Consider the following 18650-nt stretch of genomic DNA (forward strand, 5'->3'; position numbering starts at 1 on the left):
CCCACCCGTCGGGCTGAAAGCCGAGTGATCACCAGTACGGCCAACGTAACCCGCTCGGCGGGGCGATGAGGGATGGAATACGGCCGATCGTCTGATCGGCCGTCTCCGTCAGCGGGCGTTCGGGGCGCGGTGCGGGGGCTGGCTCGGTGCCGGGCGCGGGGTGAGCGCGGGAACGGCCCGCTCGACGGGGCCGTCCTCGCTCACCGTCAGCTCGGTGCCGTGGTGGTGGATCGTCAGCGGCGGGCCCGAGGACAGGGTGTACGTGGCCCGGTCCCGGGTCAGCTCCACGCGCAGGCACCGGCCGAGGAACCGGATCCGGAAGGCGAGCCTGCCGTACCCCTCGGGCAGGCGCGGGGCGAACCGCAGGGTGCCGTCGGTGCAGCGCATGCCGCCGAACCCCGCCACCAGCGCGAGCCAGGTGCCGGCCAGGGAGGCGATGTGCAGTCCGTCGCGGGTGTTGTGCTCCAGGTCGCCGAGGTCCATCAGCGCGGCCTCGGTGGTGTAGGCGCGGGCCAGCTCCAGGTGCCCGGTGCGGGCGGCCATCACGGCCTGGACGCACGCGGACAGCGAGGAGTCCCGAACGGTCAGCGGCTCGTAGTAGGCGAAGTTGCGGGCCATCTGCTCCTCGTCGGAGAACTCCTCGAAGAAGCTGTCGCAGGTGTACATGGCCAGCACGAGGTCGGCCTGTTTGACGACCTGCTTGCGGTACAGGTCGAAGTAGGGGAAGTGCAGCATCAGCGGGTACTGGTCCGGCCGCGTGCCGGCGAAGTCCCAGCGCTGGTAGCGGGTGAAGCCGGCGTGCTGTTCGTGCACGCCCAGTTCCTCGTTGTACGGGACGTGCACGGCCTCGGCGGCGTCCCGCCAGGCCGCCCGCTCCTCCTCGTCGGCGCCGAGCCGCTCCGCCCGGTCGGGGTGGCGTTTGCAGGCGTCGGCGGCGGCCAGCAGGTTCGCCCGGGCCATGAGGTTGGTGTACGTGTTGTCGTCGGCGATGGCGCTGTACTCGTCGGGGCCGGTCACGCCGTCGATGTGGAAGACGCCCCGGTCGTCGTGGTGGCCGAGGGACAGCCACAGTCGGGCGGTCTCCACGAGCAGTTCGACGCCGACCTCGCGTTCGAAGGTCTCGTCGCCGGTGGCCGCCACGTAGCGGACGACGGCGTCCGCGATGTCGGCGCCGACGTGGAAGGCGGCCGTGCCCGCGGGCCAGTACGCCGAGCCCTCCGAGCCCTCGATGGTGCGCCAGGGGAACGCGGCGCCGCGCAATCCGAGTTGGGCCGCGCGCTCCCGGGCGGCGGGCAGCGTGTCCAGGCGCCAGCGCAGGGCCTCGGCCGCGGCGCGGGGCGCGGTGTAGGTCAGCAGCGGCAGCACGAACGACTCGGTGTCCCAGAAGGCGTGACCGTCGTAACCGGAGCCGGTGAGGCCCTTGGCGGGGATGGCCCGCTGCTCGGCGCGGGCACCGGCCTGCAGGACGTGGAAGAGGGCGAAGCGGACGGCCTGCTGGATCTCCTCGTCGCCGTCGACCTCGACGTCGGCCCGGGACCAGAAGTCGTCCAGGCAGGCCCGCTGCTCCGCCAGCAGTCCCTGCCAGCCGCTGTGCCCGGCCGCCGCCAGGGCCGCCTCCACCTGGTCGCTCATCGCGGGCCGCGACCGGGCCCCCGACCAGCCGTGCGCCACCAGCTTCTCCACGCGCAGCCGTTCGCCCGGCTCCAGCACGGAGGTGACGGTCAGCCGGGCCACGTCCACGTTGGACTCGCTGCTGGTGGTGGTGCGCTCGGGGCCGGTGACCGTGTGGTCCGCGGCCACGGCGACCCGCAGGCCGCTGCGGCGGGTGCGGTGCACCAGGCGCAGCCGGTTCCCGGAGGCGAGGTCCTCCTCGGCTTCCAGGGGTGACTTCAGGGCCTTGGCGGCGCGCGGGTCGCCGTCCGGATCGGGCAGGCTCTCGTTGGCGACCAGTTCCGACTGGACGACCACCCGGGTGCGGCTGTCGACGGGTTCCACCTCGTAGGCCACGGCGGCGATCGCCCGCTGGGTGAGCGAGACCAGCCGGGTGGAGCGCACGCGGACGGTCGAGCCGGCCGGGGAGGTCCACTCGCAGACCCGCTCCAGCACGCCCCGGCGCAGGTCGAGGGTCCGCTCGTGGGTGACGAGCCGCCCGTGGCGCAGGTCGAACGGCTCGTCGTCGACCAGGAGGCGCAGCACCTTGCCGTTGGTGACGTTGATGGCGGTCTGGCCGGACTCCGGATAGCCGTAGCCCGCCTCGGCGTACGGCAGGGGGTGCAGTTCGTGGACGCCGTTGAGGTAGGAACCCGGCAGGCCGTGCGGTTCGCCCTCGTCGAGGTTGCCGCGCCAGCCGATGTGCCCGTTGGACAGGGCGAACACGGACTCGCTCTGCGCCAGCAGGCCGAGGTCGAGTTCCGTCTCGCGCACGGCCCAGGGTTCGACGCCGTAGGCCCGCTGGGTGATCACCGTCCGCCTCCCAGTTCCTCGAGGTCCCGCACCACGACGTCGGCACCGTGGGTGTACAGGGCGTCCGTCTGCCCGACGCGGTCGACACCGACGACGTAGCCGAAGCGGCCCGCGCGGCCGGCGTCCATGCCGGCCAGGGCGTCCTCGAAGACGGCCGCCTCGGACGGCTCGACGCCGAGGTCCCGGGCGGCGGCCAGGAACGTGTCGGGGCGCGGTTTGCCGGGCAGGGCGCGCTCGGCGGCGACCACGCCGTCGATGCGCACGTCGAAGTAGTGCTCGGCGCCGATCGAGCGCAGCACGTCGCGGCAGTTGGCGCTGGAGGACACGATCGCGGTGCGCAGACCGGCGGCGCGGACCGCGTCCAGGTAGCGCAGGGTGCCGTCGTACGCCTCGACGCCGTCGGTGCGGATCCTCTCCAGGACGAGGTCGTTCTTGCGGTTGCCGAGGCCGTGCACGGTCCGGGAGCCGGGCGGGTCGTCCGGGTCGCCGTCGGGCAGCTCGATGCCGCGTGAGGCGAGGAAGGTGCGCACACCGTCGGCGCGCGGCCGGCCGTCCACGTACTCGTCGTAGTCGCTCGCCGCGTCGAACGGCCGGAAGTCCTCGCCGTCGCGTTCGCGCAGGAAGGCGTCGAACATCTCCTTCCAGGCGGCCGCGTGCACGACGGCCGTCCTGGTGACGACTCCGTCCAGGTCGAAGAGGCAGGCGTGGATGTGTCCGGGGAGACCGAGCTGCGTCATGAGGGACCTGTTCCCCGTCGCGGGACGCTCCAGTGGGTGGCGCACGCCACATGCGGGTCCCGAGCGGGCGGTGGGCACTGCGGGGTTCCGGGCCCGGGTGACACACTTTCCCCGTGCCGCTCACCTTCGACGACCTGGTCCACCGTGCCCGAGCCCTCCCCCGGGACGGCCGGCGCGCGATCCTCGGTGTCGCGGGCAGCCCCGGTGCCGGCAAGTCGACTCTCGCCGCGTGCCTGGTGCGGGAGCTGAACGGGTCGGGCGAGCCCTGGGTGGCGCACGTCCCCATGGACGGCTTCCACCTCGCGGACGCCGAGCTGGAGCGGCTCGGGCTGCGGGACCGCAAGGGCGCTCCCGAGACGTTCGACGCCGCCGGGTACGCGGCGCTGCTGCGGCGGCTGCGCGACGACGACCCGGCGGACACCGTGTACGCGCCCGGGTTCGCACGCGATCTGGAGCAGCCGCTGGCCGGGGCCGTTCCGGTTCCTCCCTCCGCCCGGCTGATCGTGACCGAGGGCAACTACCTCCTGCTGGAGTCCGGGGCCTGGGCCCGCGTCCGGCTCCTGCTCGACGAGGTGTGGTTCTGTGACCTGCCCGAGCGGGAGCGCGTGCGCCGTCTGATCGCCCGGCACGAGGAGTTCGGCAAGAGCCACCAGGAGGCGGTGTCCTGGGTGCACCGCTCGGACCAGCGCAACGCCGAGCTGGTCGCCGGAACCCGGGACCGCGCGGACCTCCTGGTGCCGGAGCGGGCACTGCCGCGGGTGGACGGGTGAACCCCGCGGGCGAGCGGACCGGAACCGAGGAAGGTCACCGCGTGCGACGAGCGCGTTGAGCCCGTCCGCCCCGGTGCGGCAGGATCGACCCCATGATCAGGCCCGCGACCGTCGACGACGTCCCCGAGATCCGGACGATGATCCGCGAACTCGCCACTTACGAGAAGGCCGCGGACCAGGTCCGGTCCAGCGAGGAGCAGCTGCGCGCGGCGCTCTTCGGGGAGCACCCCGCCGCGTCGGCGCTGATCGCCGAGGACGACGACACGGGCGGGACCGTGGGCTACGCCGTGTGGTTCCCGCGCTTCTCCACCTGGACGGGCAGGCGGGGCATGCACCTGGAGGATCTGTACGTGCGGCCCGGGGCCCGGGGCGCGGGCCATGGCAGAGCCCTGCTCGCGCATCTCGCCGCGCTGTGCCGGCGCCGCGGCTACGACCGGTTCGAGTGGTGGGTCCTGGACTGGAACGAGCCGGCGATCGGCTTCTACCGGTCGATCGGCGCCCAGGTGATGGACGAGTGGAAGGTCTGCCGCCTCAGCGGCGGCTCCCTCACCCGGCTCGCGGCGCAGGCAGCCGCCGGCGAGGTCTGAGGAGGGCCGACCAGACACGGGGCAGCCCCCCGTGGCCTCAGGCGGGCGGCCCGGCGGCCGACAGGACCAGTTCCGGTTCCCCGTGCGCATCGCCCGCCGGGTCGCCGATCAGCGCGGTGAACGCCTCGGTGCGGATGCTGAGGGCCGCGCCCTCGCGCGCGGGCACCGGCGTGGACGGGCTGTCGTCCGGTCCGTAGCGGACGGCGAAGACGTGCAGGTCCTGCGGCGCGCCCGGTGCCGGACCGGCCCCCAGGGCCGAGGAGGCGACCAGGTGGCGCCGGCCCTCGTCGGGGTCGCCGTAGCCGCGGGGGTCGAGCACCAGGGCGAACGCCGCCTGCTCCCGGGTGCGTTCGCAGCGGGTGCCGACGTGGTGCGGTCGGTCCCGTCCGGGTGTGTCGGGCGCAGCGCACCGGCCGAGGCGGCCCGGGCCCGCGCCGTGCGCCGGACGCGGTCGCCGTCGTCCTCGGCGCAGGGCAGTCCGGCCAGCAGGTAGGGCGTGCCGTCGAGCCGTGGGACGGCCACCGTCGTCCACAGCCGGGTGCCGTCGGTGACGTCCTGCCGCACCGTACGTGCCCGCCGTTGCCTCGGTCTGGCCGGCGGCGGCCATGTTCGGGGAGCGTGACCTCGGCACCCGCCACGCCGTCTTCCCGCCGCTGTTCCTCGCGGTCGCGGCCGGGTGCGTGCTGCCGGCGGGACGCGAGTGGGCCCCGGGCGGCCCGCCGGCCGGCTGCGGGAGCGGTATCCCGGCGAGCGGGTGTGGCTGGTGTACAAGGGCGGCGGCGTGCCGGCGTACCACGGCATCCGGGCGGCTGATCCGTTGCGGGTGCCGGCCGTGCGGGTGCGGGGGCTGCTCGTGGTGTCGGACTCCGCGGCCGAGAGGGCCACGGGGCGGCCGGCCGAACCGATCGGCGGCAGCCGCCCCGTGGACGACGTCGGGCACACGATCACGATCCACCGTCGTCGACGGACCCCGTGAGGTGCCTCAGTGGGCCGCGCGGAAGAACCCGTCGGCGCTGACGTGGTGCATCACCCTGCTGGCCACCCGGTAACGGCCGTTGGGGACGTCGAGGCACCTCGCCACATGGACGGTCAGGGGTCCGGCCCACTCGTAGCCGCGGCGTTCCGCGTGCCGGGACAGGCTGTCGGTGAGGGCCTGCCCCACCTCCGTGCCGCTGCGGGTGAGGTGCTCGTGCACCTCGTCGGGCAGTTCCACGTCGTAGGCGTTGGGGACCATCACCCGGCCCTCGCCGCACACCACGGCGTTGTCGTCGCACTCGCGCCGCAGGGCCTCGACGACCTCGACGGGTTCCTTGTCGAGGACGCGTGCCCACAGCGCCCGCCATCGGTTCTCGAGGGTCTCCTCCAGCGCGCTGAGGGCGCCCATGCGTTTCTCACCTGCCGGGAACGTCGTCGGTGCGGCCGCGCGGGCCGGGCTCACTTCTCGTCGAAGTCGTCGGGGCGTACCTCGGCCTCCTCCAGTGCCTCGCGCATGGTGCGGCCGGTCGCGCCCTGATCCTTGGCACGGTCGTCGTCGTGCTGCTGCAGGACCTCGTCGGTGGTGTGGGTCTTGGGCCGGCTTTCCTCGGGGGTGCTCATGTCGGTGACTCCTCTCAGGATCTTCTGCGGCGGCGGGTTCCCGCTCCGGGCACGGGTATCCCTGTCGGCTGCGGCTCATGTGCACCCGCGAAGAAGCCCTGGTCACCACGGTGCGTGAGCTATGTTGAACGTCCGTGGGCAACGAAGGAGGCGTACCGGTGCCATCGCCGCAGCAGGCACGCGCACAGGCATCCGCCATCACCTCGGGGAAGGCCGCCCCCCAGACGGAGGTGTCCCCGTCCTCCCGGCTGCGCACCCTCTTCGACCGCCCGCGGCTCTCCCCGGGGCAGCGGCGGATCGCCCAGTACCTGATCGAGCACATCACCGAGGCGGCGTTCCTGTCGATCACGGACCTCGCGGACCGGGTCGGGGTGAGCCAGCCGTCGGTGACGCGGTTCGCCTCGGCGGTCGGCTTCAGCGGTTACCCGGCCCTGCGCGAGCGGCTCCAGTCCATCGCGCTCGGCACCCTCGCGGGCGGCCCGGCGGAGGAGAACCGGGGCAACGAGCTGCAGGCGGCGGTCGACGCCGAGATCGAGAACCTGGAGAACCTGCGGCGGGACTTCGCGGACCCGGCCCTGGTCATCGACGTCGGCCGCAAGTTGTCGTCGTCCACTCCGCTCACGGTCCTCGGGCTGCGCATCTCCGGCTCGCTCGCCGAGTACTTCGCCTATGCCGCGCGCCGCATCCACCCGGACGTACGGCTCGTGACCCGCGGCGGCAGCACCGCCTACGACGCCCTGCTGCAGTCGCGTGAGGCGGGCGGCACCTGGGTGCTCGCCTTCTCCATGCCCCGGCACGCCCAGGAGACCCTGACGGCGATCCGGGTGGCGCGCGGCGCCGGACTCAAGGTCGCCCTGATCACCGATCTGGCGCTCGGGCCGCTCGCGGACGAGGCCGACGTCGCTTTCGCCCTCGGCACCGGCTCGCGCCTGGTCTTCGACTCCTATGCCGCCCCGGGCGTGATGTGCTCGGCGCTGCTGCAGGCCATGACGGACGCCGACCCGGAGCGCACGCAGGCCCGGCTCGAGGAGTACGAGCAGGTCGCCGACCAGCACCAGTTCTTCCTCAGGGACTGACTCCGGCGCCGAGGCACCCGGGTACGCATGCGGACCATCCACAACAAAGCGCGCATGAATGTTTTCATGCTTCTTGCAAACCGGAAGGCATATATAAATACTGCTCACGGATCGCGACCCGGCCCGTCCGGATCCGTTCCGCACCTGACGAGCCGGGTCCTACCCACTCCGGCCTCCCGGGTGCCCGTGGGCGGCCCCGGTCATCCCCTAGGCCGGGGCCGCCCCGAACCGTCGTCCACCCTCACGACGCCGCACACCCGGAAGCGATGATCATGTCCCTGACGTCCACGCGCATCAGCCCGGACTGGCCCTGCCAGGTCAAGACCCCCGGGAGCTTCGACTGGGAGCGCTCGGCGGCCAAGTGGCTGCGCGAACTGGTGCCGGCCCGCTACGCGGGCTACCCCGTGTTCATCCGCCACCCCGTCCTCCTGGCGCGGCACGCCCAGATCCAGGTCCAGCACGAGATCCGGGTCGCCCGCACCGCCCTGCAGACCGCCCGCGCGGACCTGCCCGGTCTCGGTCTGCACGAAGGCGTCATCGAGCACACGATCAAGCTGTACGCGGCCGAGGTCATGCAGTTGCAGCACATCGCCCGCAGCGTCCGCGCGGTCACCCAGGCGCTCACCGAGTCCGGCCGCCACTGACCCGGGGCGCATGACGGGCTCGCCGCGTGGCACCCGGAGAGGGATGAGCACCACCGAAGCCCGCCGAGCCGAACCGGTGACCACGGTGCTGACCTGGCAGGTGCGCCCCGGCCGGGAGCAGCGGTTCGAGGAGTGGACGCGCGGCATCACCCGGTGCGCCCGGCGCTTCCCCGGCAACGAGGGCGTCTCCTGGCTGGCACCGGAGGACGGACACCGCTATCACGCCGTGCTGCGCTGGTCCGACCGGCACCGGCTCGCCGCCTGGCTGGAGTCGGAGGAGCGTGCGCACTGGCACCGGCAGATCCACGACATCGCCGTCGAGGTCAGCAGCGAACGCCAGTCGACCACGGGCCTGGAGACCTGGTTCAGCCTGCCGGGCACCACCGTCCAGGCCCCGCCGCGCTGGAAGATGGTCCTCACCACCTTCCTGGGCGCCTACCCCTTCGTCCTGCTCATCCAGTGGCTGGTGACGCCGTCGACCGCCGGCTGGCCGCTGCCGCTGCGGGCCGTCGTCTTCCCCCTGGTGCTGCTGCCCGTACTGACGTACCTGGTGATGCCCCGGCTCAGCCGGCTGCTGCGCCGGTGGCTCTATCCGCGCGACGGGCGCTGAGGGATCGGCCGCGCACCCCGGCGCCGCCCGGGTGCGCATGTGAAGAGGGTGCATCACCTGCCCACAAGGCGCTCTACCGATCCGCCCCGGTGTGCAATGCTCGACGCGTGACGAGCGAGCCCGTGACACCGGCGCAGCCGGGTGCCGCACCGGACCTGGTCGAACTGGCCAGGATCGTCGCCCGGCAGCGTGCCGAGCTGGACCGGCTGCGCGGTCAGGCGGCCGTCTCGGCTGTCGTCGAGCGGGCCAAGGGCGCGGTGATGGCGCTGACGGGATGCTCCGCGGACGCGGCGAGCGAACAACTGCGCCGCAGGGCCAAGGACGCACGCCGCACCCTGCTGGAGGAGTGCTGGATCACGCTCGGCGCCCTCGGCCCCGCGGCGCCCCCGCCGACCGTCACGGACGCCTGCGGCGACGGTGACCCGACGGCCCCCGGTGCCTCCGGTCCGGGGCGGACCGCCGTGCCCGACGACGTCGGTGCCGCTCTGGCCCGCCTCGGCCAGGCCCTCGTTCGGGTGACGACACCGCAGGATCTCGCCCGGTGCCTGCTGGAGCACCTCGCACCCGACATGGCGGCGGACGCGGTGCTGATCTACCGCCGCCGCGTCGACGGCGGCCTCCGGCTGATCGGGCACGCCGGCGTCGACGACCGGCTGGCCGCCCAGTGGCGCCAGGTGCCGCCCCTGAGCGGGGTGGCGGCGCTGGACGCCCTGCGGGCGGGCGAACCGCGCTGGCTGGAGGACTTCGACACCGACGTCAAGCGGTACCTGCTCATCGGGGATCCCCCCGAGCGGTGGCGCTCGCGCGCCTGGCTCCCGCTGACCGGCAGCGGCCCGGCCGAGGTCTGCGTGGGGGTGCTGCGCACGCGTGCCGGCGACTTCACCGCACGGGACCGCGCGCACCTGCGGGGCCTCACCGGGTTGTGCGCCGGACGGCTGCGGGCCTTCGACACCCCGCCGGAGCGCTCCGCCGACGCCGGCACGGACGTCGTGCAGGCCCTGTTCGGGGCACTGCCGCTCTCGGCGATGCTGCTGACGCCGCTGCGGAACGCCTCGGGCGACGTCGAGGACTTCCGCATCGAGGCCGCGACCCCCCGGTCCGGCGATCTGCTGGGCCGCGCGGGCGAGGCGGCGGCCGGCCGGCGGCTGCTGGAACTGCGCCCGGCGATGCCGGCGGAGCCGCTGTGGCAGGGCTGCCTGCGGGTACTGGCCACCGGACAGGAGTACGAGAGCGAGCCCTTCGCGCACGAGGAGGTGGTGGCGGGCATCGCGGCCCTGTTCATCTACACGGTCCGGGTCGCTCCGCTCGGTGACACCCTGGTCGTCTCGTGGATCCGGCACGGCTCCTCGGACCGGCAGGAACAGCGGCTGGCCGACCTGCAGCGGCTGGGCAACCTCGGCTGGGCGAACTGGAGCCTGCACGCTCCGGAGGTCTCCTGGTCCACCCAGGTGTTCGCGCTGCTCGACCGGGACCCGGCGGACGGCCCGCTGCCGCTGACCGACGTGCCGGAGCTGGCCCTGCCGGAGGACACGCCGGCGCTGACCCGTGCCGTCGCCGGCCTCGTCCACCAGGGGAAGTCCGCGGACGTGCCGTTCCGCATCAGGACGAACAACGGCATCCGCCACCTGCGCCTGACGGCCGAGGCGGTGTGCGACCGGCACGGCACGCCCGTCGAGGTGCACGGGTTCGTGCAGGACACGACGGCCCGGCGGCGGGCGGAGCTGGCCCTGGTGGAGAGCGAGCGGGCCATCCTCACCCAGCACGACGTGCTGCGGGCCGAGCGGACCCTGGCCTCCCGGCTCCAGCACGCCCTGCTGCCGATGGCCAACCGGCCCGTGCACCTGGCCGGGCTGCGCGTCGAGGTCGCCTACCTGCCCGCCCAGTCGGGCGTGCACGTCGGGGGTGACTGGTTCAGCGCGATCGAACTGCCCGACGGGGACGCGCTGCTGGTGGTCGGCGACGTCGCGGGCCACGGCGTCGACGCCGTGGCCACGATGGCCCAGCTGCGGTTCACCGCCAAGGGCATGGTCATCACGGGCTCCTCCCTGACCGGTGCACTGACCCGGCTGAACACGCTGCTGCTGCACTCGCGCGACACCTACGCCACCGCCACGATGGTCCTCGCCCGCTACAACCCCCGTGAACGCCGACTGGTCTGGGCCCAGGCCGGGCATCCTCCGCCCCTGCTGCTGCGGGACGGTGAGCCGCGGTACCTGGACCGCCCGCGCGGCATGCTCATCGGGGCGTCCGCCACCCCGGTCTTCGAGGAGGCGGAGTGCCGTCTCGAACCGGGCGACCGGCTCATCCTGTTCACCGACGGACTGGTCGAGCACCCGCCGGAGAGCATCGACCGGGGACTGGAACGCCTCGGGGAGGCCGTGGCCGCGCCGCACACCGACCGGCCCGGGTCGCTGGGACCGCTGCTCGCGCGGATGCTGCCGGACGAGCGCAGGGACGACGTGTGCGTGGTGGACGTGCGGGTGCCGGAGACGCAGGGGCGGTCGGTGGGGGCGCAGGCGGTCTGACGGCGGCTCAGGAGTCGCCGCGGTGCCGCCAGTACCACCACAGGCCCACCAGCAGGGCCAGCAGGAACAGGGTGGGCAGGACCAGGCCGGGGATGCGGAAGCCGTTCATGGACGTGGCCTTCGGTTCGCGGCGGACTCCGGCGGCGGGGCACCGGCCGGCGGGGCGGCGCCGAGTCGTTCGCGACGGGCCGGTGTGGCAGGTGCCGGTGCTCGTGGGGCCGCACGGGGTCAGCGTGACGCACCGCGGCGTTGCCGGACCGCCGCTTCTGCCTTCCGTTGCCGGGAGTTCGAGACGCGGGACGGCTGATCAGTCGACCGGGTGACCCGGTGCTATGTCGAGGGCGTCGGACAGGCGGAGCAGGGGCCCGTCCGAGGAGGCCCGGCCGCCCCACTCGACCGGGTCGAGGACGAAGCCGACGTGGTCGCCGCCGACGACGCGGTTCACGATCCTGCCGACGAACCAGCCCGGCGCGTCCTTCAGGACGAGCGCGCCGCCGTGGGCCTCGCGCAAGGCCACTCCGCGGAACTTGTCGGTGTCGTCACCGGTGTGCCCGCCGAACCGCTCGGCGAGAGCGTGCTGTTCACGGGTGAGGAGGTGCACGGCGAGCACGTCGGCCTTCCGGGCCACCCGGAAGGTGTGGTTCAGCTCGGAGAGCCAGACGGCGAAGCGCACCGGTCGCATCGAGCACTGTGAGGCGAACCCGACCAGACACCCCGCTCGTTCACCGCCCGCGGCGGCCGTGACCAGGCACATGTCGGGGTTCAAACGGTCGATGAACTCGTCCATGCCCGTCATGGTCGCATCAGCCCCGCCCGGGGCCGGCGCCGGGGCCTGATGCCGGGCGTCAGCCGGTGACGGGTGCCGTCCGCCGGGGAGGACGGGGCCCGGGCCGTGGATTCCTGCCGGTGGATACGCGGCCACCGCGCCCGGTGTGCACAACAGGGGGTGCGCTGGCCGCGTATCGTCCGTCGCGCGGGCGACGGGTGCCGATCCGATGTGGTCGGCACCCGTCGCAGGACGCGGGGGATCAGCAGGAGTTGACCCAGCGGTGCGAGGAGATGTTGTCGTTCATCGCCTCACCGCCACCGGCCCCGTTGTGCGGGAAGTAGTCGTACCGCATGTCCATCAGGTAGTTGCCGTTGGCCAGGCAGTAGGAAGCGCCCCCGTACCCGGCGTCCCAGTAGAGCCGCACGTCGTCGTACGCCCCCGCATAACCCTGGTTGTCCACCGACGACGCCTGGTTGCGCATGTTGCGGTCGGACCAGTTCGAGCTGTCGCCGTACCAGGCGGCCTGGCGGCCGTTCTTCCACGAGTGCTCCCACGCGTAGAGGTTGCCGTCGGCCGCCACGGCCTTCTCCGACGTGGGGGCCGCCTCTCCGGCGCCCGCCGCGTAGGCGGTGGTCGGCGCCACGAGGGCGGCGGCGAACACCGCCGCGGTGAGCCAGGACTTGCCTCGGTTCATGAGCATGTGCTGTCTCCTTCTGGGTTCGTCACTCTTTGGTTCTCCTCGACACGCTGCACGGGGAGGACCGGGCACGGCCCGCGCTCCCCTGCGGTGAGGGCTTTGAGGTCCCGGCCGGTCAGCGGGCCAGGAGGGTGCGGGCCCGCGGAAGGGCGTCGGCCCGCAGGCGTTCCACCCGGTCCACCTCGGCACGGTGCTCCTGCCGCAGTTCCCGGCCGAGGCGGCGCTCCAGGCGCTGCGCGACGGAGGACAGGCCGCTGCTGCGCGCGCACCGGGCCTCCTGGACGGCGACCCGGACCTCCCGATCCGTGTCACGACCGCCGCCGTGTCCGAGGAACTCGGTCCTGGCCTGCGCCGGGTTCCGGTAGCGCAGTCCGTGCGCCCGCATGCACGACGACCACTTCTCCGAGGCCCGGGTGAAGTCGGGGTGGGCGGTGACGCGCTGTTGCGTGAGGGCGCTCAGGTTGTTCACGAGCGTGCTGGCCGTGTACCAGGCGGACAGGTCGCCGTACAGGGTGCGCCAGGCCTTCGCCCTGCAGCCCGTGGCACTGTGCCCGATGACCGCCCCGCCGGGGAGTTCGGCGCGCAGCCCTTCGCGGCGGGTGCCGTTCAGGGCGGCGATCGCCGCCCGCCGGCGGTCGTCGGGCAGGCCGCGCAGGTAGACCTGGTTGGGGTCCTCGGCGCGGAGCCTCTTGACCCGTGCCTCGAAGACGCTGCCGTATCCGTACCGCTTCGCCCACTTCGGATCGTCGATCACGTAAGGGAAGTCACGTGCTTCGGGCAGCGGGTCCTCGGGCACGGCCCAGAACCGGAACCCGGCCGCTTTCATGCACCTGCGCTGGAGTTCCTGCTCGGCGTCGTACAGCAGACTCCGCTGTTGCGCCGTGGCCTGTCTCGCCGTCGTCGAGGTGCCGGCGGCCCGCGGCCCGCCGTCGGCCGCCGGCCCGTCGGAGCATCCGGTGGCGAGCAGCAGGATCAGCCCCGTCACGGCGGCGGCCGTGCTTCTGCGACATCGCGTCATCGTGTGTGTCTTCCGTATCGCCCCACGAAGGTGGGGTCCGCTCGTACCGGCGGGACTCACCGCCGCCCCGCGGTGCCTCACAGCCCGTGTCGGCCGGACGCCGCCGCTGCGGCCGTCATCCCGCGGGCACCTCGGGCGACGGTGGCCCGGTTCTCACCCGGGCGGTCCTCGTCCGGGCCGTTCTCGTCCTGAGGGCAGGCAGCATCGGTGATCCCCCGTTTCGTGAGTGCACCCCTGGTCCAGCGGCTCCGCCCGAGGTCACGGGGCGCGGCCGCGCAGGCGTGATGAAGGTCGTCCACGGCTACGAGTGCGCGAGTGGTCCGTCCCGCGCGGTGGTCGCCCCGGTCGGTGAGGCGCCTCCCAGACACTCGCACGGGGGCAGTCCCGAAGTCAGGAGGGCAGGCCATGGAAGATGCCTCGCGATCGATGAGGAAATGTCCATGACCGCAGGCAGATGCGGGTCCGCCCGCCTCAGGGACCCGGCCGGGGCGCCGGATGTCCGCATGCGGGGCGCAGCCCTCGTCCCTGCGGCCGGGCGCCCGCGGCACTGAGTGCCATAGGAGGACGTACGGGTGCTACGTTGCAGATCATGAGCTCCGACAAAGCCGAGACGGGGGCCGGCAGGCCGCCCATGCGGGACGCGCTGGTGGCGGCGGCCTTCCACCTGTTCCTCGAGCGGGGGTACGAGCAGACCACCGTGGACGACATCGTTGCCCTCGCCGGCGTCGGGCGGCGTTCGTTCTTCCGCTACTTCCCGTCCAAGGAGGACGTGGTCTTCCCCGACCACGAGCGCTGCCTGGCCGACATGACGGCGTTCCTCGCGGACGGCTCCGGAGACGAGGAGCCGGTGGAGCGGGTCTGCGACGCGGCCCGGCTGGTGCTGCGGATGTACGCCGAGAACCCCACCTTCTCCGTCCAGCGCTACCGCCTCACCAAGCAGGTCCCGGGACTGCGCGCCTACGAGCTGTCGGTGGTGTGGCGCTACGAGAGGGCTCTCGCCGCGTACCTGCGGCGGCGCTTCGCGGCCCGCCGGGACGGCACCCTCCGGGCCGATGTGATCGCCGCGGCCGTGGTCGCCGCGCACAACAACGCCCTGCGCTCCTGGCTGCGTTCGGACGGGCGGGACGACGCGGAGGCCGCGGTGGACCACGCGCTCGCGCACGTGCGGTCGGCGTTCGGCGGCACCACCGTGCCCCCGGCCGGCGAACGGCCCGACGACGTGGTCGTCGTGGTGTCGCGGCGGGGAGCACCCCTGTGGCGGGTCGTGCAGGAGATCGAGTCGGCGCTGGGCCGGACCTGAGAACCTCCGGACCCGTTGAGCGGTCCGGAGTGAGGGTACGGAGTGCCTTTACGAGTGGCACTGAGTGCCATACTCTGTGCTGCGTGCACGGTGGCACGGCGACCGGGCACACGTGTGCGCGGGCGACCCCCGCACCGCACACGGATTCCGGGCGAGTGCAGGGAGTTGACAGCGTGTACCACCACTCAGGAAGCGTCGCTCAGCAGACGGCCGGCTCCGCGACGGGCCTGCTCGACCCCCAGGGCCAGGACAGGGACGCCATCTATTTCCAGCGCTGCACCTGGTGCGGTACGGCGATGTACCACCGTCTGCTGTGCCCGGTCTGCCGGGGCAGTGACCTGCGCACGGAGCGCGCCGAGGGCACGGGTACGGTCCGCCACTCCACGGTGGTGCACCGCAACACGCCCGCGGCGCGCAACGTGTCCATGGTCGAGATGGCCGAGGGCTTCGTCGTGCGCGGCCGGGTGATGGGCCCGCCCATCGGCATCCACAGCGGGGACCGGGTGCGCCTGTCCACCGCCAAGGATCCGGTCCGGGGCGAGCCGGTGTTCCAGTTGCTGGACGAGCCCTACCGGGCCTGGAGCTGAGCGTTCGTCAGGAGCGCGGGCGGGGCGACGCCGCCGGGGCTCACACGGTGACGCGGATGCCCACCGTGCCGTCCGTTCCCCGCCGCAGCCGGCTGCCCAGCAGCGTCAGCCGGCCCATCAGTCCGTACTTGCGGGCGATCAGCTTCCGGTAGCGGGCGGTGGTGGCCCCGTCGCAGATCTCGGCGGTGGCGGGCACCTGGTCGCCGGTGGGGTTGCCGCGCAGATCGCACGGGCCGACCAGGACGTCGGCCCGGTTGCGGATGCGCTTGACCTTCCAGGAGTCGGCGGCCGTCCAGACGCCGAGCGCGTCCCCGTCGCGCACCACCCAGACGGGGGTGGCGACCGGCGTGCCGTTCCTGCGGTAGCTGGTGATCAGCAGGTACTTGCCCGAGCCCAGGTGGTCCAGCGCCCTGTCGTCCATGGCGGGCAGTGTACGAGCGTGCCGTACGTCGCGCAGGTACCGGGTCAGTGTGCCGCCCGCGCCATCCTGCGCACGGTCTCCGTGACCACCTCTGCCGAGGCCGCCAGGTTGAAACGCGCGTGCCCGGCCCCGCCGGTGCCGAAGGGCGGTCCGGAGGTGAGCGCGACGCGGCCGCGGCGCAGGAAGACCTCCGCCGGGTCGTCGCCGAGCCCGAGTGCGCGGCAGTCGAGCCAGGCGAGGTAGGTGGCCCGGGGCGGACGGTGACGGACCTCGGGCAGGTGCTCGGCCAGCAGCGCGGCGAGCAGGCGCCGGTTGTCGTCCAGCCCGGCCAGCAGGGCGTCCAGCCAGGCCGTGCCGTCGCGCAGGGCGGCGGTGTGGGCGAGGATGCCGACGTGGCTGGGGCCGTGCCCGACCTCCTCCGGCATTCGGGCCAGGTCGTCGGCGGCCCCGGGCCCCGCGATCGCGAGGGCGGCCTTGAGCCCGGCCAGGTGCCACGCCTTCGACGCCGACATCAGCGACAGTCCGCGCTCGGCGCCCGGCACGCTCAGGTACGGCACGAACTGCGCGCCCCCGAGGACGAGCGGCGCGTGGATCTCGTCCGCGACGACCCGGACGCCGTACCGCTCGGCGAGTCGCGCCACGGCGGCCAGCTCGTCCTTCGCGTGCACGGTGCCGGTCGGATTGTGGGGGCTGCACAGGAGGTAGGCGGCCCGCCGCCCGCCCGCGACGGCCCGGCGGAACGACTCCTCCAGGACGCCCGGGTCGATCCGGCCGTCCGGCCCGAGCGGGGCTTCGACGACCCGCCGGTCCAGGTGGGACACGAAGTGGAAGAAGGGCGGATACACGGGCGGGTTCACGACCACGGCGTCCCCGTACCCGGTGACCAGCTTGAGCATCTCGACGACGCCCAGCATGACGTCGGGCACGATCGCGGTGCGTTCCACCGCGATCCCGTCCCAGCTCCAGCGCTCGGCGGCGAAGGCGGCCAGCGCCTCGGCGTAGCCGGTCCCGGCGGGATAGCCGGTGTCCCCCCGTTCCATCGCCTGCGTCACGGCCCGTACCACCGGCTCGGCCACCGGTACGTCCATCTCGGCCACCCACACCGGCAGCACGTCCTCGGGGTGGGTGCGCCACTTCGTGCTGGTGCGGAGCCTGAGCCGGTCGAGCGTGAGGGCCTGAAGGGGGTTCGGTTCGCCGGACGTCTCGCGCGGGGTCCTGGTCATGCACCCACGATAGGAGCCGGACGGCCGCCGGGCAGGGCGGGAACGGGCCGCGGACGACGGGACGAGAGGGGACGGGGCTCGCTCTCGGACGACAAGGGATCATCCCCGCGGTGAACGCGGCGCGACCGCGCACCGTATGGAGGGAGGGCGTTCAACTCCGGGAGCGGCCCGCGGTGTTCGCACCGTGATGTTCGGGTTCGGGAGCCATGCATGAGGCACGCACGACGACGGGTCGTCCGGCGAGTGACACGACTGGCGGCCGTCGGCGGACTCCTCCTCGGAGGAGCGATGGTCACGAGCGCCGTGGCGAGCGAGCCGCCCGGCCCGGTCATCGGCGTCCCGTACGCCGCCCCGCCGGCCACCGGCGAGGGCACCGGCCTCGTGACCCGGCTCGGGGCCTCCCGCACGGCGGGCAGCTGGGTCGACGCGGCCGGACGGCCGGTCGTCGCCGTCACGGACGAGGAGGCGGCCGCCGAGGTCGAAGGGGCCGGGGCCCGGGCGAAGCTGGTCCGTCACAGCATGAGCGACCTCAAGTCCGCGACGGACAGGCTGCGTTCGACACCCCGGGTGTCCGGGACGTCCTGGGCCCTGGACTACAAGCGCAACGAGGTCGTCGTGCGGGGCGACAGCACCGTCTCCGCCGCCGCCTGGGCCCGGCTGACGAAGGTCGCCGACGGCATCGGTGGCTTCGTGCGCATGGAGCGCACCCAGGGCACGTTCACCACGCGGCTCAACGGCGCACAGCCCATCCTCTCGACGGCCGGGCGCTGTTCGGCCGGCTTCAACGTGACCGACGGCACCAGTGACTACATCCTCACGGCCGGGCACTGCGGGCCGGACGGCTCGATCTGGTTCGCCGACGACCGCGGCCGCCGGCAGGTCGGCACCTCGCTCAGGGGCAGCTTCCCGGGCGACGACTACTCCCTGGTGAAGTACGACGGCGGGCGCGCGGGCAAGGGGGCGGACGTGGTGGTGGTGGGCGACGGCAAGGGCGTGCGCATCACGGGCGTCGCCGATCCGGAGGTCGGGCAGAAGGTCTTCCGCAGCGGCAGCACCAGCGGGCTGCGGCAGGGGGAGGTGACGGCCCTGAACGCGACGGTCAACTACCCCGAGGGCACGGTCACCGGGCTCATCGAGACGGATGTGTGTGCCGAACCGGGCGACAGCGGCGGGCCGATGTTCGCCGACGGCATCGCGCTCGGCGTGACCTCGGGCGGCAGCGGGGACTGCGCCGCCGGGGGCACGACGTTCTTCCAGCCGGTGACGAAGGCGCTGACCGAGCTCGGCGTGAAGTTGATCGTCTCGGAGCGGGCCGGCGGCACCGGCGCCTCCCCCGCCCCGTCGGCGTCCCCGGGAGCCGCCTCCCCCGGCGCCTCGGCGCCGATCACCGGCGAGACGGTGTCGACGCTGCTGACCCGGCTCAGCGACCCGCGCAACGTCGGCCCGGGCCTGTTGGTGATCGCGGGCAGTCTCGTCGCCCTGGTCGCGACGCGCTACATCCGGGCGGAACAGGACCGCAAGGCCTATCGGCGGCATTACTCGGCGACTTGGGGGTGACCGGCGGCACGCGGAAACGCGAGAAGGGCACCCATGGGATCCAGGGTGCCCTCGGACGAGGGGGCCGATG

19 protein-coding genes and 1 pseudogene are annotated in these 18650 nt (G+C 73.4%); 10 read left to right on the forward strand and 10 right to left on the reverse strand.

Going from position 1 to position 18650, the window contains the following annotated elements:
• Positions 1 to 108 precede the first annotated feature (108 nt).
• Both Q5694_RS14115 and Q5694_RS14120 read right to left on the reverse strand, forming a co-directional pair.
• Positions 109 to 2463: a glycoside hydrolase family 65 protein gene (locus tag Q5694_RS14115; RefSeq protein WP_333933213.1), complete on the reverse strand. Its 2355-nt coding sequence runs from the start codon at positions 2461 to 2463 to the stop codon at positions 109 to 111.
• The gene (locus tag Q5694_RS14120) at positions 2460 to 3200 is read right to left on the reverse strand and encodes an HAD family hydrolase (RefSeq protein WP_333933214.1); all 741 of its coding nucleotides are present in this window, start codon (positions 3198 to 3200) and stop codon (positions 2460 to 2462) included. The genes Q5694_RS14115 and Q5694_RS14120 overlap by 4 nt, the downstream gene beginning before the upstream one ends.
• Positions 3201 to 3313: 113 nt before the next feature.
• Between Q5694_RS14120 and Q5694_RS14125 the strand changes: the two genes are divergently transcribed.
• Both Q5694_RS14125 and Q5694_RS14130 read left to right on the forward strand, forming a co-directional pair.
• Positions 3314 to 3970, forward strand: coding sequence for a nucleoside/nucleotide kinase family protein (locus Q5694_RS14125; RefSeq protein ID WP_333933215.1), 657 nt, complete (start codon positions 3314 to 3316; stop codon positions 3968 to 3970).
• A gap of 92 nt (positions 3971 to 4062) precedes the next feature.
• Positions 4063 to 4557, forward strand: a complete 495-nt coding sequence (locus tag Q5694_RS14130; RefSeq protein ID WP_333933216.1) for a GNAT family N-acetyltransferase — start codon at positions 4063 to 4065, stop codon at positions 4555 to 4557.
• A 37-nt stretch (positions 4558 to 4594) separates the two neighbouring features.
• On the opposite strand, the gene Q5694_RS14135 is transcribed toward Q5694_RS14130, so the two are convergent.
• Positions 4595 to 4876, reverse strand: coding sequence for a hypothetical protein (locus Q5694_RS14135; protein ID WP_333933218.1), 282 nt, complete (start codon positions 4874 to 4876; stop codon positions 4595 to 4597).
• A gap of 232 nt (positions 4877 to 5108) precedes the next feature.
• On the opposite strand from Q5694_RS14135, the pseudogene Q5694_RS14140 reads away from it, so the two are divergent.
• Positions 5109 to 5533, forward strand: a pseudogene (locus Q5694_RS14140) (phospholipid carrier-dependent glycosyltransferase); the annotation flags it as partial.
• Between the two features lie 6 nt (positions 5534 to 5539).
• On the opposite strand, the gene Q5694_RS14145 reads toward Q5694_RS14140, so the two are convergent.
• Positions 5540 to 5941 carry a DUF3662 domain-containing protein gene (locus Q5694_RS14145; protein ID WP_333933219.1) on the reverse strand — a complete coding sequence of 134 codons (402 nt, stop codon included), beginning with the start codon at positions 5939 to 5941 and terminating at the stop codon, positions 5540 to 5542.
• 50 nt (positions 5942 to 5991) lie between these two features.
• Entirely contained in the window at positions 5992 to 6153 is a 162-nt protein-coding gene (locus Q5694_RS14150; protein WP_333933220.1) for a hypothetical protein, read from the reverse strand.
• Positions 6154 to 6311: 158 nt separating this feature from the next.
• On the opposite strand from Q5694_RS14150, the gene Q5694_RS14155 reads away from it, so the two are divergent.
• The 4 genes from Q5694_RS14155 to Q5694_RS14170 all read left to right on the forward strand — a co-directional run bounded on the left by Q5694_RS14155 (position 6312) and on the right by Q5694_RS14170 (position 11008).
• Positions 6312 to 7229: a MurR/RpiR family transcriptional regulator gene (locus Q5694_RS14155; protein ID WP_333933222.1), complete on the forward strand. Its 918-nt coding sequence runs from the start codon at positions 6312 to 6314 to the stop codon at positions 7227 to 7229.
• Between the two features lie 266 nt (positions 7230 to 7495).
• Positions 7496 to 7873, forward strand: coding sequence for a hypothetical protein (locus Q5694_RS14160; RefSeq protein ID WP_333933223.1), 378 nt, complete (start codon positions 7496 to 7498; stop codon positions 7871 to 7873).
• A 43-nt stretch (positions 7874 to 7916) separates the two neighbouring features.
• A complete protein-coding gene (locus tag Q5694_RS14165; protein ID WP_333933224.1) occupies positions 7917 to 8483 on the forward strand; it encodes an antibiotic biosynthesis monooxygenase in 567 nt (188 codons plus the stop codon).
• Between the two features lie 107 nt (positions 8484 to 8590).
• Positions 8591 to 11008, forward strand: a complete 2418-nt coding sequence (locus Q5694_RS14170) for a SpoIIE family protein phosphatase (protein WP_333933225.1) — start codon at positions 8591 to 8593, stop codon at positions 11006 to 11008.
• A 307-nt stretch (positions 11009 to 11315) separates the two neighbouring features.
• Here Q5694_RS14170 and Q5694_RS14175 read toward each other — a convergent pair whose 3' ends face one another.
• From Q5694_RS14175 to Q5694_RS14185, 3 genes are all read right to left on the reverse strand, one after another.
• Entirely contained in the window at positions 11316 to 11804 is a 489-nt protein-coding gene (locus Q5694_RS14175) for a flavin reductase family protein (RefSeq protein ID WP_333933226.1), read from the reverse strand.
• A 232-nt stretch (positions 11805 to 12036) separates the two neighbouring features.
• Positions 12037 to 12477: a hypothetical protein gene (locus Q5694_RS14180; RefSeq protein WP_333933227.1), complete on the reverse strand. Its 441-nt coding sequence runs from the start codon at positions 12475 to 12477 to the stop codon at positions 12037 to 12039.
• 112 nt (positions 12478 to 12589) lie between these two features.
• Complete coding sequence (locus Q5694_RS14185) at positions 12590 to 13459, reverse strand: hypothetical protein (protein ID WP_333933228.1); 870 nt, start codon at positions 13457 to 13459, stop codon at positions 12590 to 12592.
• 622 nt (positions 13460 to 14081) lie between these two features.
• On the opposite strand from Q5694_RS14185, the gene Q5694_RS14190 reads away from it, so the two are divergent.
• A complete protein-coding gene (locus Q5694_RS14190) occupies positions 14082 to 14792 on the forward strand; it encodes a TetR family transcriptional regulator (RefSeq protein ID WP_333933229.1) in 711 nt (236 codons plus the stop codon).
• 173 nt (positions 14793 to 14965) lie between these two features.
• Positions 14966 to 15379 carry a Zn-ribbon domain-containing OB-fold protein gene (locus tag Q5694_RS14195; RefSeq protein WP_333933230.1) on the forward strand — a complete coding sequence of 138 codons (414 nt, stop codon included), beginning with the start codon at positions 14966 to 14968 and terminating at the stop codon, positions 15377 to 15379.
• A 40-nt stretch (positions 15380 to 15419) separates the two neighbouring features.
• Here Q5694_RS14195 and Q5694_RS14200 read toward each other — a convergent pair whose 3' ends face one another.
• Together Q5694_RS14200 and Q5694_RS14205 are read right to left on the reverse strand one after the other, a co-directional pair.
• A complete protein-coding gene (locus Q5694_RS14200) occupies positions 15420 to 15800 on the reverse strand; it encodes a PPOX class F420-dependent oxidoreductase (RefSeq protein WP_333933231.1) in 381 nt (126 codons plus the stop codon).
• A 44-nt stretch (positions 15801 to 15844) separates the two neighbouring features.
• Positions 15845 to 17023 (reverse strand): MalY/PatB family protein, encoded by a 1179-nt coding sequence (locus Q5694_RS14205; RefSeq protein ID WP_333933232.1) that lies wholly within the window; start codon positions 17021 to 17023, stop codon positions 15845 to 15847.
• A 210-nt stretch (positions 17024 to 17233) separates the two neighbouring features.
• Between Q5694_RS14205 and Q5694_RS14210 the strand changes: the two genes are divergently transcribed.
• The gene (locus tag Q5694_RS14210) at positions 17234 to 18580 is read left to right on the forward strand and encodes a S1 family peptidase (protein ID WP_333933233.1); all 1347 of its coding nucleotides are present in this window, start codon (positions 17234 to 17236) and stop codon (positions 18578 to 18580) included.
• The last annotated feature ends 70 nt before the right edge of the window (positions 18581 to 18650 follow it).

This window comes from Streptomyces sp. AHA2, from assembly GCF_036857595.1.
In the GTDB taxonomy this organism is placed as follows: Bacteria; Actinomycetota; Actinomycetes; order Streptomycetales; family Streptomycetaceae; genus Streptomyces.

Excerpts from the sequence above, each read along its gene's own strand:
- Q5694_RS14190 (WP_333933229.1), top strand. The coding sequence starts at position 14,082 with ATGAGCTCCGACAAAGCCGAGACGGGGGCCGGCAGGCCGCCCATGCGG.
- Q5694_RS14120 (WP_333933214.1), bottom strand. The coding sequence starts at position 3,200 with ATGACGCAGCTCGGTCTCCCCGGACACATCCACGCCTGCCTCTTCGAC.
- Q5694_RS14145 (WP_333933219.1), bottom strand. The coding sequence starts at position 5,941 with ATGGGCGCCCTCAGCGCGCTGGAGGAGACCCTCGAGAACCGATGGCGG.
- Q5694_RS14175 (WP_333933226.1), bottom strand. The coding sequence starts at position 11,804 with ATGACGGGCATGGACGAGTTCATCGACCGTTTGAACCCCGACATGTGC.
- Q5694_RS14150 (WP_333933220.1), bottom strand. The coding sequence starts at position 6,153 with ATGAGCACCCCCGAGGAAAGCCGGCCCAAGACCCACACCACCGACGAG.
- Q5694_RS14165 (WP_333933224.1), top strand. The coding sequence starts at position 7,917 with ATGAGCACCACCGAAGCCCGCCGAGCCGAACCGGTGACCACGGTGCTG.
- Q5694_RS14160 (WP_333933223.1), top strand. The coding sequence starts at position 7,496 with ATGATCATGTCCCTGACGTCCACGCGCATCAGCCCGGACTGGCCCTGC.
- Q5694_RS14210 (WP_333933233.1), top strand. The coding sequence starts at position 17,234 with ATGAGGCACGCACGACGACGGGTCGTCCGGCGAGTGACACGACTGGCG.
- Q5694_RS14205 (WP_333933232.1), bottom strand. The coding sequence starts at position 17,023 with ATGACCAGGACCCCGCGCGAGACGTCCGGCGAACCGAACCCCCTTCAG.
- Q5694_RS14130 (WP_333933216.1), top strand. The coding sequence starts at position 4,063 with ATGATCAGGCCCGCGACCGTCGACGACGTCCCCGAGATCCGGACGATG.
- Q5694_RS14180 (WP_333933227.1), bottom strand. The coding sequence starts at position 12,477 with ATGCTCATGAACCGAGGCAAGTCCTGGCTCACCGCGGCGGTGTTCGCC.
- Q5694_RS14200 (WP_333933231.1), bottom strand. The coding sequence starts at position 15,800 with ATGGACGACAGGGCGCTGGACCACCTGGGCTCGGGCAAGTACCTGCTG.